Origin of the sequence: Cuspidothrix issatschenkoi CHARLIE-1 (genome assembly GCF_002934005.1) — a bacterium.
Classification (GTDB): Bacteria; Cyanobacteriota; Cyanobacteriia; order Cyanobacteriales; family Nostocaceae; genus Cuspidothrix; species Cuspidothrix issatschenkoi.
The window spans coordinates 36,073-47,352 of the sequence record NZ_PGEM01000036.1; the positions used below are offsets into that span (position 1 = coordinate 36,073).

The 11,280-nt window shown below is 35.7% G+C and carries 12 protein-coding genes; 11 read left to right on the plus strand and 1 reads right to left on the minus strand.

Annotated features, from left to right (window positions below):
* Nucleotides 1-79: 79 nt before the first annotated feature.
* The 6 genes from shc (at nt 80) to CUN59_RS06335 (ending at nt 5,509) form a co-directional block, all read left to right on the plus strand.
* Nucleotides 80-1,990 (plus strand): squalene--hopene cyclase, encoded by a 1,911-nt coding sequence (shc, locus tag CUN59_RS06310; RefSeq protein WP_104387036.1) that lies wholly within the window; start codon nt 80-82, stop codon nt 1,988-1,990.
* A gap of 513 nt (nt 1,991-2,503) precedes the next feature.
* Nucleotides 2,504-2,905: a DUF2267 domain-containing protein gene (locus tag CUN59_RS06315; RefSeq protein ID WP_104387037.1), complete on the plus strand. Its 402-nt coding sequence runs from the start codon at nt 2,504-2,506 to the stop codon at nt 2,903-2,905.
* 198 nt (nt 2,906-3,103) lie between these two features.
* On the plus strand, nt 3,104-3,544 hold the full coding sequence (ureE, locus tag CUN59_RS06320; protein WP_104387038.1) for an urease accessory protein UreE: 441 nt from the start codon (nt 3,104-3,106) through the stop codon (nt 3,542-3,544).
* Nucleotides 3,522-4,208, plus strand: coding sequence for an urease accessory protein UreF (locus tag CUN59_RS06325; RefSeq protein ID WP_104387039.1), 687 nt, complete (start codon nt 3,522-3,524; stop codon nt 4,206-4,208). The genes ureE and CUN59_RS06325 overlap by 23 nt, the downstream gene beginning before the upstream one ends.
* Nucleotides 4,209-4,213: 5 nt before the next feature.
* Complete coding sequence (gene ureG / locus CUN59_RS06330; protein WP_104387040.1) at nt 4,214-4,810, plus strand: urease accessory protein UreG; 597 nt, start codon at nt 4,214-4,216, stop codon at nt 4,808-4,810.
* A gap of 162 nt (nt 4,811-4,972) precedes the next feature.
* Nucleotides 4,973-5,509, plus strand: a complete 537-nt coding sequence (locus CUN59_RS06335) for a Uma2 family endonuclease (protein ID WP_104387041.1) — start codon at nt 4,973-4,975, stop codon at nt 5,507-5,509.
* A gap of 42 nt (nt 5,510-5,551) precedes the next feature.
* On the opposite strand, the gene CUN59_RS06340 is transcribed toward CUN59_RS06335, so the two are convergent.
* Nucleotides 5,552-6,223 carry a helix-turn-helix domain-containing protein gene (locus CUN59_RS06340; protein ID WP_243406884.1) on the minus strand — a complete coding sequence of 224 codons (672 nt, stop codon included), beginning with the start codon at nt 6,221-6,223 and terminating at the stop codon, nt 5,552-5,554.
* Between the two features lie 131 nt (nt 6,224-6,354).
* Here CUN59_RS06340 and CUN59_RS06345 point away from each other — a divergent pair, with 131 nt between their 5' ends.
* From CUN59_RS06345 to CUN59_RS06355, 5 genes are all read left to right on the plus strand, one after another.
* Nucleotides 6,355-8,529 (plus strand): DEAD/DEAH box helicase, encoded by a 2,175-nt coding sequence (locus tag CUN59_RS06345; RefSeq protein WP_104387043.1) that lies wholly within the window; start codon nt 6,355-6,357, stop codon nt 8,527-8,529.
* Nucleotides 8,530-8,584: 55 nt separating this feature from the next.
* Complete coding sequence (locus CUN59_RS21350; protein ID WP_165790167.1) at nt 8,585-8,722, plus strand: hypothetical protein; 138 nt, start codon at nt 8,585-8,587, stop codon at nt 8,720-8,722.
* A 268-nt stretch (nt 8,723-8,990) separates the two neighbouring features.
* Nucleotides 8,991-9,158, plus strand: coding sequence for a hypothetical protein (locus CUN59_RS21660; RefSeq protein WP_207765377.1), 168 nt, complete (start codon nt 8,991-8,993; stop codon nt 9,156-9,158).
* Between the two features lie 83 nt (nt 9,159-9,241).
* Nucleotides 9,242-9,820: an Alr1449 family protein gene (locus CUN59_RS06350; RefSeq protein WP_104387044.1), complete on the plus strand. Its 579-nt coding sequence runs from the start codon at nt 9,242-9,244 to the stop codon at nt 9,818-9,820.
* Between the two features lie 346 nt (nt 9,821-10,166).
* Entirely contained in the window at nt 10,167-10,799 is a 633-nt protein-coding gene (locus CUN59_RS06355; protein ID WP_104387045.1) for a metal-independent carbonic anhydrase family protein, read from the plus strand.
* The last annotated feature ends 481 nt before the right edge of the window (nt 10,800-11,280 follow it).

An 11,280-nucleotide genomic window follows, 5' to 3' on the forward strand; every position in this document is an offset into this window, starting at 1 on the left:
ATGTTTGCTGATTTTGGGGAAGAATTTTCTCTGATTTCGGTTATCTTGTTAAATTATTTGGTGTTGAGGTAGGTATTGGATGGAAACACAAGATAGAGCAAAAGTCAAGCAAGTTGTTGATGCGATTGCCGCAACTCAAAAACATTTGCTTTCAATTCAAAATCCTGATGGTTATTGGTGGGCGGAATTAGAATCTAATGTTACCATCACCTCGGAAGCTGTTTTATTACATAAGATTTGGGGAACTGACAAAACCAGACCTTTATATAAAGTAAAAAATTATCTCCGTTCTCAACAACGAGAACATGGGGGTTGGGAATTGTTTTATGGTGATGGTGGGGATTTAAACACAACTGTAGAGGCTTACATGGCATTAAGGTTGTTAGGTGTACCCGTTACAGATCCCGCATTACTGAAAGCGAAATCTTTGATTTTAGCCAAAGGTGGTATTAGCAAAACCCGCATTTTTACCAAGTTACATCTAGCTTTAATTGGCTGTTATAATTGGCACGGACTGCCTTCGTTACCACCTTGGGTAATGTTGCTACCCGATAATTTTTTCTTCAATATTTATGAACTTTCCAGTTGGGCGCGTTCTAGCACTGTGCCATTATTAATTGTCTTTGATCAGAAACCTGTTTTTAAAATTGATCAACCAATTAATTTAGATGAATTATATGCTGAAGGTGTAGAAAATGTAGTTTGGCAATTACCAAAAAATGGTGATTGGTCGGATATTTTTAACATTCTCGATGATGGCTTTAAATTAGCAGAAAGTTTGAATTTTGTACCTTTCAGAAATGAAGGTATTAAAGCCGCAGAAAAATGGATTTTAGAACGGCAAGAAGTTACAGGTGATTGGGGGGGAATTATTCCCGCAATGTTAAACTCTCTGTTAGCCTTAAAGTGTTTAGATTATGATGCGAATGACCCAATTATCAAACGGGGTTTAAAAGCAGTTGATAATTTTGCTATTGAAATAGAAGATAGTTACTCTGTACAACCTTGTGTTTCTCCTGTATGGGATACAGCTTGGGCGATTCGGGCTTTAATTGATTCAGGGTTTTCCCCGAATAATGCTGCTATTGTCAAAGCTGGAGAATGGTTAATAGAGAAACAAATTCTCGATTATGGTGATTGGAACGTCAAAAATAAGCAAGGGAAACCCGGTGCTTGGGCGTTTGAATTTGACAATCGTTTTTATCCCGATGTGGATGATTCGGCTGTAGTTGTCATGGCTTTACATCAGGCTAAATTACCAAATGAGGAACTGAAAAAACAAGCTATTAATCGGGCTTTAAATTGGATTGCGACGATGCAATGTAAACTAGGGGGTTGGGCGGCTTTTGATATTAATAATGATCAAGAATGGCTTAATGCTGTCCCTTATGGTGATTTGAAAGCGATGATTGATCCGAATACTGCTGATGTCACAGCTAGAGTATTAGAAATGTTGGGTGCTTGTAATTTATCCATTCAACCAAATAATTTAGAAAAAGCTTTAGATTATCTTTTGCAGGAACAAGAAACAGAAGGTTGTTGGTTTGGACGTTGGGGTGTAAATTACATTTATGGAACTAGCGGTGTTTTATCGGCTTTAGCTTTAATAAATCCTTTAAAATATGCTGGAAACATCAATCAAGGTGTTAATTGGTTGGTGAAAATTCAAAATACTGATGGTGGTTGGGGAGAAACTTGTTTTAGTTACAATGATCCTAGTTTGAAAGGCAAAGGTGACAGCACAGTATCCCAAACTGCATGGGCTTTAATTGGTTTAATAGCAGCAGGTGAAGCTACGGGAAAATTAGCTTTTGATAGTATTGAAAAGGGGATTAATTACCTGTTAGAAACTCAAAGATCAGATGGTACTTGGGATGAATCATACTTTACTGGTACTGGTTTTCCTTGTCATTTTTATTTGAAGTATCATCTGTATCAGCAGTATTTCCCGTTAATAGCTTTGGGTAGATACAGCAAGTTAGGAACGTAGATGAACGCAGATAAACGCGGATAAATTGGGATTTGATTAAATAGTAGTGATAAGGATTCAAATGAGGTACAAAGATCCCCAACTTCTTAGAGAAGTCGGGGATCTTGTTGTTGATAACTAATTTAGGATCGCTATATAGAAATGATATTACATTTGTGAAAAAATTAGGTATTGTGGTATTATAGGGTATGGTTAGATAAGATCACCAACCACGTCAGATATTATAAATCTGTCTATTGATAGAATTTATGCAGTCTGACGCACCCTACGTATCTATTTAGATTTATGAATATAGCAAGGAGATATTATATCTAACCATAGGTATATTTCTATCTACTTCTTTAGCACGAAGTTAAGTTAATCATTGAAGTTTAGACTGGAGTAAATTTACCATTGCAAAGCCACTTTTAGTTTTTAATATTTAATTATGAGTTAGGGTGATAAACAATCATAGTTGTAAATCCTCTCACTCATAATTATTTTGTTTATAATCCAAATTATTGGAGATAAAAAATGGAATATACCGAGTTTATTACCCATGTCCAAACTTTAGCACAATCAGAATCTCGTGAAGAAGTAGAAATTGCTACCCGTGCTACTTTGGAAATTATTAAACAAATTATTCCTAGTGATGAAAGAGAAGAATTAGCAGCACAAATTCCCCAGGAGTTAGGAGAATATTTGCGAGGTAGTGAAACAGAACCTATTCAGTCTTTTCATTTACAGGAGTTTATTGAGCGAATTAGTCAAAAAGAAAGTGTATCACCCACTATATCTATTATTCATGTGCGGGCTGTTTTTGCTGTTTTGCAAAATGCCATAACTCCAGAGAAGTTTCGCAAATTCTATGATTATTTTTCCCATGACTATGAGGAATTGTTTAATATATCAATGATAAATCGAATCTCTGTTTAGCATTGTAGAGACGTTCCGGTGGAACGTCTCTAATTTATTTAGGACGGACTTAGATAGAATTGGTATTAAGATACATTTATAAACTTAAAATTTAAGATACTCGATTTTAATAATAAATTGAGTATCTTTTTGGTGAAAAATAATTTAAAATTACCAATAGATACAAAATAATCAAAGTTAACGTTAATTTCGTCAATTATGCTGACTTTTACCCAACGCAAAACACCTCATCCTGATCCTATAGTTACTCTCTCTCTTTCACTGACTGCGGAAGAACGAACTCGTAGCCGACATAAATTTATATTAGCAGATCAGAAGGAGGTTTTTTTGCGTTTAGCTAGAGGTACAGTATTACATGATGGTGATATTCTCACAAATGAAACCGAAAGTATTTATATGAGAATTATTGCTAAACCTGAACCTGTTCTCACTGTATTGGCAGAAATTCCTTTATTATTAAGAGCTGCATATCATTTAGGAAATCGTCATGTAGCTGTGGAAATTACTGCCACTTATTTACGCTTATCTCCAGATGCAGTTTTACAGTCTATGTTGACACAATTAGGATTAGAAATTAAAGAGGAAATTGTACCTTTTAAACCAGAATTAGGGGCTTATGGAAATCACTCTCACTCATAGCCATTTTTTAACGGTTTTACAATTAGCAAGTCCCGCTTTACCTGTTGGGGCTTATGGCTATTCGGAAGGGTTGGAAATGTTAGTAGAAAATGGGACTATTACGAACATAAAAAATCTCCAAGATTGGCTAAAATCTGAGTTGATTTATGGTTCAATTCGCCTAGATGCTGCTGTAATAGTAAGGAGTTTTCATGCTGCGAAAAGCAACGATATAGAGGGTTTGAAGCGGTGGAATTTATGGTTATCGGCGGCGAGGGATACGGAGGAATTACGGGCTGCTAATTGGCAAATGGGGCGTTCTCTGATGCAATTATTAAGTAAGCTAGAACCAGGAATTTTACCTTTAGTCAATGCTGTCGGTTATCCTAGTAATTATGCGATCGCTTTTGCTATGGCTTGCGCTCATTGGGATATAAATATTCAAGCTGGTTTATTAGCCTATTTACACAGTTGGGCGAGTAATTTAATTACGGCAGGGATTAAAATTATTCCTCTGGGACAAACTGCGGGACAAGAGTTATTATTGGGTTTACAACCTTTATTAACTACTACTGTAGAGGAAATTTTACTCATGGAGGATGATGATTTAGGATGTTGTAATTGGGGTTTATCTTTAGCAAGTATGCAGCACGAAATCCAGTACACTAGATTATTTAGGAGTTAAAAATTATGACGGCTTTGAGAATAGGGGTTGCAGGTCCCGTGGGTTCAGGAAAAACAGCTTTAGTAGATGCTTTATGTAAGACTTTGCGGGAAAAATATCAGTTAGCAGTAGTGACAAATGATATTTATACTCAAGAAGATGCTCAGTTTTTAGTCCGTTCTCAAGCCTTAGAAAGCGATCGCATTTTAGGAGTAGAAACAGGAGGTTGTCCCCATACTGCTATCCGTGAAGACGCTTCCATGAATTTAGCAGCAATTGAACAATTAGAAGAGAAATTTACTAATTTAGATCTAGTCTTTTTAGAAAGTGGTGGAGATAATTTAGCTGCTACTTTTAGTCCTGAATTAGTAGATTTAACCATTTATGTTATTGATGTTGCTGCCGGTGATAAAATCCCCCGTAAGGGTGGACCAGGTATTACTAAATCTGATTTATTAGTGATTAATAAAACCGATCTTGCTCCCTATGTAGGTGCAGATTTGAATGTCATGGAACGAGATGCCAAAAAAATGCGCGGTGATAAACCTTTTGTTTTTACAAACCTGAAAACTCAAACTGGTTTAGGAGATGTGATTCAGTTTGTGAATGCGGCTATTTGTTAATTGAATCCAACACTGAAGAAATTGCTTTTATTTCTCCGGTAAGTATTGATGATCTACCCACAAATTGGTCTTGTGACTGGTTGAATATATGGAATAACACCAGTAAATCACTATTTAATTTACTGAAATTTCCCAAAATGTGAACAATAAATAACAGCAATTATGCAATTATCTACTCTCACTAATTCATTAGACAATTTTCTGCAACAACCCAATATTGAAGCCTCTCCAGCTTGGGAGTTTATCCAAGGAAAAGTCCAGCAAAAACCCATGCCAACGCTGTTTCATTCTCGCCTCCAACGTAACCTTGTTAACGCCATCAATAACCAAACTACCGCCTACGAAGCTATTCAAGAATTACGGTGTATCGTGTCTCCCATGTCTCCTGTACCTGATATTTCGGTTGTTAATAGCGAACGTCTTGCTGATGAAGATGGACCCCTACAAGGTTCACCAGACTGGTTAATTGAAATTCGTTCTCCTGATCAAAGTACATTAGATATACAACAAAAAATCCTGCATTGCTTGAGTAATGGGACACAACTTGCTTGGTTAATTGATATTCAAAAAAAGCAAATTTGGGTGTGGGAAAATCAAGAATTACCACTGATTTATGCTGATAATGATACACTTCCCACCTTGGGTAACATTTTAGAATTAACTGTTGCAACTGTGATGGCAATGACTCAGCAAAGATGATATTGTGTAAGTATTCAGCTAAAGGTGAAATTAGTCCAAAAATTAGATACCGTTCGATTCCACCTGTTTAATTACCTCTAAAGGTAACTCTAAGATCTCTGCAATTTGCTCGTCACTTAAACCAAAATACCGTAATTTATCAATTTTTTTTATCTGAGGTTTATTATTTTTACGTTGCTTTAATTTAGTATTACTAGAATGATTTTTATCTGATTTATTTTTAGGTTGTTTAGAACTAATATTTACACAGCCATTTACAAATAAATTATTACTATTATCACCCAAAGAAATATCCACATTTTCCTGTCGTTCCAGAACAGATTTAAGATTACTTTTATCAACTGGTTCATCAAAAATATCAAATAACATTTGTAAAAGTTCGTAACCTACATCCTTTGCATGACCCGCGCTACAACCACAATTTTCGGCAATATCAGCATACTTTTGATGCTTTAGTGTCCCCTCAATAACTCCACGTTGCAAGTCATTGAGATGCTTGCCTGTGTTGAGATAAACAGCTTCATCCACAAGTTGTAGTAGTTCGTGAACCTGCATGGTTAGAAATGTAACGCGACACAAGTAATGATAGCAGACTTTATCCGTATTTTTCAGTCTTTTTCCGTCTGTTTGTAATTTTTTGTTGAGATCCGCTTTTTTCCGCTTTTCAGGGTTGGGTAGGTGGTGTAGGGTATGTAAAAAGTATAACTCACGCAAGTTTCACACTAAATATTTATTGTAGGGTGCATCATAAATAATAAATCTGTTAATTTAAATTATTTATGCGATTTTACGTAAATAGTCATGCCTAAATTTGGGTAAGTCATCAAAATAAAGGAGATATAATCATGACTGACAATGAACGCAAATTTATAACCAGTGAAGCTATATCCAACGACAAACATGATACTCATGAGAAAATTTGGAAAACCACTAAAGACAGTTTTTCTAGTCGAGATTGCATAGGATATTGGCGTTATCCCTTATTCTCTAAAGTAGGAGAAGTCAGAAAAGAACCAGACATTCTGATTGTTGATCGAGAGTTGGGATTAATTACTATAGAAATAGAAAATATTAGTATTTATCAAGTTGTAGCTGTCAATGGTGATCAATGGGAATTTGCACATGATAGTACATTGCTTTTCAATCCTGCACAACGTTCTAATCGTTCATTACAAACATTATTAGGATATTGTGATCGAGAAGATATTATTTTCCGCAAAATTACAGGACGTGCTTTAGTTGCCTTACCAAAAATTACCATAGAAGAGTGGCAACAAAAAGGTTTTGATCAATTACCTAATTGTCCTCCTATTATATTTAAAAATAATTTGGGGAAAACAGCTTTTTTTGAGAGAATTTACCAATCACAACCAATGGTTACAGGAGATCACATCAATGATGAACAATGGAAAGTATTGCGTGCTGTTATTAGTGGGACTCCTGTACTTCGTAAACCTTCTACAGCTACTTTTTCTCATACTAAAAATAGATCAGCTATTCTTTCAATTCTTGGGGAGTGGCTTTATGAAACTGATTTACAACAAGAACATATTGGTAAAGAAATTCCTCCAGGAGCGCAAAGAATACGGGGAATTGCAGGTTCAGGTAAGACTGTTTTATTGTGCCAAAAAGCTGCTAATATGTATTTGAAACATCCTGATTGGGATATTGCTTTAGTGTTCTTTACCCGTTCTTTATATGAGCAGATTGAAAGTTTACTAGATCGTTGGTTAAAAAGATTTAGTAATGGCGATGTTTCCTATGATGAAAAAGTTAGGAGAAAACTAAAAGTTCTTCATGCTTGGGGTGGTAGCTATAGAGCAGGTTTATATTCAACTATTTGTGAGAGACACGGCGTTTCACCTTTGAGAGCTATTCAGGGTTTAAGCCCAAGTGAAGGATTAGCTGAATGTACTAAGAGATTGTTAGATGGGAAAGAAATCCAACCTCTTTTTGATGCTATTCTTATTGATGAAGGTCAAGACCTTGTAAGTGAAGATGAAAGAAAATTTGAAGAAAATAATGAATCTAAACAAGCTATTTATTGGATGGCTTATCAAGCTTTACGTCCTGTTGACAATGAATCTTCTGAACAACGTTGTCTAATATGGGCTTATGATGAAGCTCAAAGTTTAGATAGTTTAAAAATACCAATGGCTAAAGAATTATTTGGTAAAAGTTTGACAAATTTAGTATCTGGACAACATAAGGGTGGAATTAAAAAAAGTGAAATAATGCACCGTTGTTATAGAACTCCTGGAGAAATTCTAACAACTGCTCACGCAATTGGAATGGGATTATTGCGCTCCGATGGAATACTACAAGGATTAACAGACAAGAAGAGTTGGGAATCTATTGGTTATCAAGTTAAAGAAGGGGAATTTCGTTCTGGGCAAAAAATTGTTTTACATCGTCCTCCTGAAAATTCGCCGAATCCTATTCCTAAACTATGGGAAAAGCCAGTTCTTGAATTTGAAACCTATGAATCTCGAACTCAAGAATTAGAAGCTTTAGCCGCAAGAATTAAATATAATCTTGAGCAAGATGGATTAAAATCTAGTAGAGATATTTTAATAGTCGTTTTAGGTTCAGTGAGAGATGCAGGTCAGTTAGAAACAGAAGTAGGAAAATTCTTGATGAAAGAAGGAATTAATATTTACATTGCGGCTGCTAAAACACTGAATCAATTAAATCCAAATTTTCAAGCTGGAACATTAAATCAAGATAAATTTTGGTGTGAAGGAGGTGTAACAATTTCTCGTATTCATCGAGCAAAAGGAAATGAGGCTAATATGGTTTATGTTGTTGGAATTGATAAAATTGCAGAAAATGAAAATGATCCTAATTTACGAAATCAGCTATTTGTTGCATTAACAAGATCGAGAGGTTGGGCTTGTATGAGTGGAATTGGTGACTATCCTTTTTATAGTGAAATTAACCAAGTGATTAAAAGTGGAGATACTTTTACTTTCACCTATAAGAAACCGCCAAAAGTCAATACAGGAGAAGAAACAGAGTAATCGTAGGGTGGGTTAGGCATATGAGCTAATCAAGTAGTAAAATACAATAATATTAATGCACCGTAACCCACTATTTACCATCAATGATCCTATATTATCAGATTTTCTTAATGATTTAAAAAGTGCTGATTTAGCAGGTATTTCCCTAAATCCTCAAAACCTGGGATTGCGTCTTGATTTTACTTTCTTTTAATTTTGAATCTAGAATTTCCCACTCCCCAAGCTTTACCGGTACGAGCAGGTTTGCCCCTACTTTATTTCTCCAGACTGCTGCTTTAGCTCTTAGTGCTTTCTTGGCAGATTTGTTCCAGTTTATTTTTAGTCTAAATATAGTCTAGTAGACATAGAAGTGAAAATTATCGTAGGGACAATTCATGAATTGTCCCTACAAGAGTTTGGTGGTTATGCACATTTAATGACCACCAGATGTCTATTTATAGCGATCGCTACAACAATACAACATGAAAACGAAGTTAGGACTGGAATTAGAGCAAGTAAATCTGCGTTTGAAATCTGCAAAGACCAGAGTAACAATTCGAGAATCGGCGTTGCTGAAACCAAGTATGAATTTAGATGTAGAGACGTTCCATGGAACGTCTCTACAAGGGTTTGGAGATCATCAAAAATAATTTTCATACCTCAAATCAGCAACGCCGAATTTCCGATAGAAATGCTTTATGATAGTGTGGGATTGGAAACAGAAACGTAAAGTATGACCAAGCGCAAGAAAAGCAATCTGCAATGGATTAAAGAAACCCTAGAATTAGACCAGAATCATCACTGGGAAGGACCCGATGGTTATAAGATTTTTGTAGCCGGGAGGGGTGCTGTTCGCTTTAATATTCCTCAGAATTGGGTATTTGAACCACAAGAGAAATCTTTCAAATTCATGGATAAAAAACCACCTAATGATGATTGTTGTTTAGAGGTATCTTATAATCATTTACCTCCTAATGACTGGACTTTATTCCCTCTCAAATCTACTTTAAAGAAAATCATGGAAGATGATAGTCGTGATGTCATTGAAAGGGGAGAAGTAATTCAAGTTAAACGACAAACTGCTAGAATTATGTGGTGCCAAATTAAATTTATTGATACTCAAGCAGAACCCAGGGAAGCATTTTCAAGAACTTGTGTTGGTTTAGGTTCTAATATTCAATGTTTAATTACTTTTGATTATTGGGCAGACCAAGCCGAACAATTAACACCTATTTGGGATGAAGTGGTACGGAGTTTAACACTAGGATTATATATTCGTGATCCCAGAACTGGTTTAGCTTATCCTGATTAAATAAACATCAATAAAATGAGAGAAGTTTTTCAAGAAATTTGCCAAAAATTAGCACTACTTTATTGATTAGCCGTAAGTATTCAGCCATAGAACTTGTTTATACCCAGATCCCCGACTTCTTTTATTGATTGTGTCCATAAATGATCAATTAATTACAGAAGTCGGGGATCTTATTTTCTCATCTGAATTCTTACGATTAGCCACAGGTTGTGCTAATCCTAGATCATTAAATGATAGCATAGATGATTACCTATAGTAACTATTTATAGTAAATATTGGACTGATTTGGCACAAGATTGTAGAGTGTTGGTGGTAATTTTTTCAACATCTCCTTTGACATTTTAGTATGCATACCAACTCATTTAAACAATTACAAGTCAATCTTTCTGTAACGGCTGCTACCATAGCCTTGTTGGTTACTGCGCCATCGATGGCTCATGGTCAAGTTAATAGTACCACCACTAAGCCGGACTCATCAAATTCTAAGACATCAGTAGTTAATATATCCATTACTGAGGCTGAAGTGCTGGCTGCTCAAAAAGCCTGGGGTGAAGCATTGGTTTCCATCAGTACCACCTATGATGAAAAGGGGATAGCCGCTGCTAGAACATTGGCTGACAATATAATAGATCAAGCATATGCTTATCAATCGGGATTGGTGTTGTTCAAGCCAACCTTGACAACTGGAGACCAGACCTTCCGCACGACACACAAAGGAGCTTTGTCTTATTTTGTGGGTGGTGATTCCTCCTTCCCTCAAGATACTGGTTTTGCTCTCAAAGGATGGCGAAAGGTAGAAATTCGCAACGCTGGTATTTTTATTCTTGGTAATACTGCTACCACTATGGGTAATGTTTTCTTCACTGATAAAACAGGTAAAGTCACAACAGTAGATAAAACCTGGCAGTTTATTAGAGGTGGTGATGGTAAGTTGCGTATTATTCTACACCATTCTTCTCTGCCCTATAGTCCAAAATAAACATGGAATAGATACTCAACTTCTTGGGGATTTAAAATAACTCTAATCGCATTAAAATAAGGTTGTTAATTTGACGGTAATTAATTGTCTGATAGCGTAGCGTGGCGCAAGCCATATCAGGATTTACAGGATTTCAGGATTTACAGGATGAGGTATCCGGTGATTAATTGGTAGCGATCGCTGACCCTAGATCCCTAGATCCCCGACTTGTCTAAGAAGTCGGGGATCTGAATAACTCTAATCGTACCAAAACGGATTCAAGTAGGCTTCCTATATTTTTGATAAAATCACGAATAAATCAGGGTTTTTCAAGTCATTGGTGTATTAATTGAAAATTATGAAAATGAACATATTCCTGAATTATTGTGAACTGTAAAAATATGCTAGAAAAACTCATTCTTTATAATTTCATTGTAGTGCAAAAACTAACTAGAAAACAAGGTTATTAATTTGTAACCCACATTCCGCACTTCAATTTGTA

Bases quoted from the DNA above. Each gene is read 5' to 3' on its own strand.
- CUN59_RS06345 (WP_104387043.1), top strand. From the start codon at position 6,355: ATGACTGACAATGAACGCAAATTTATAACCAGTGAAGCTATATCCAAC.
- CUN59_RS21660 (WP_207765377.1), top strand. From the start codon at position 8,991: ATGAAAACGAAGTTAGGACTGGAATTAGAGCAAGTAAATCTGCGTTTG.
- CUN59_RS06315 (WP_104387037.1), top strand. From the start codon at position 2,504: ATGGAATATACCGAGTTTATTACCCATGTCCAAACTTTAGCACAATCA.
- ureE (WP_104387038.1), top strand. From the start codon at position 3,104: ATGCTGACTTTTACCCAACGCAAAACACCTCATCCTGATCCTATAGTT.
- CUN59_RS21350 (WP_165790167.1), top strand. From the start codon at position 8,585: ATGCACCGTAACCCACTATTTACCATCAATGATCCTATATTATCAGAT.
- CUN59_RS06355 (WP_104387045.1), top strand. From the start codon at position 10,167: ATGCATACCAACTCATTTAAACAATTACAAGTCAATCTTTCTGTAACG.
- ureG (WP_104387040.1), top strand. From the start codon at position 4,214: ATGACGGCTTTGAGAATAGGGGTTGCAGGTCCCGTGGGTTCAGGAAAA.
- CUN59_RS06350 (WP_104387044.1), top strand. From the start codon at position 9,242: ATGACCAAGCGCAAGAAAAGCAATCTGCAATGGATTAAAGAAACCCTA.
- CUN59_RS06335 (WP_104387041.1), top strand. From the start codon at position 4,973: ATGCAATTATCTACTCTCACTAATTCATTAGACAATTTTCTGCAACAA.
- CUN59_RS06325 (WP_104387039.1), top strand. From the start codon at position 3,522: ATGGAAATCACTCTCACTCATAGCCATTTTTTAACGGTTTTACAATTA.
- shc (WP_104387036.1), top strand. From the start codon at position 80: ATGGAAACACAAGATAGAGCAAAAGTCAAGCAAGTTGTTGATGCGATT.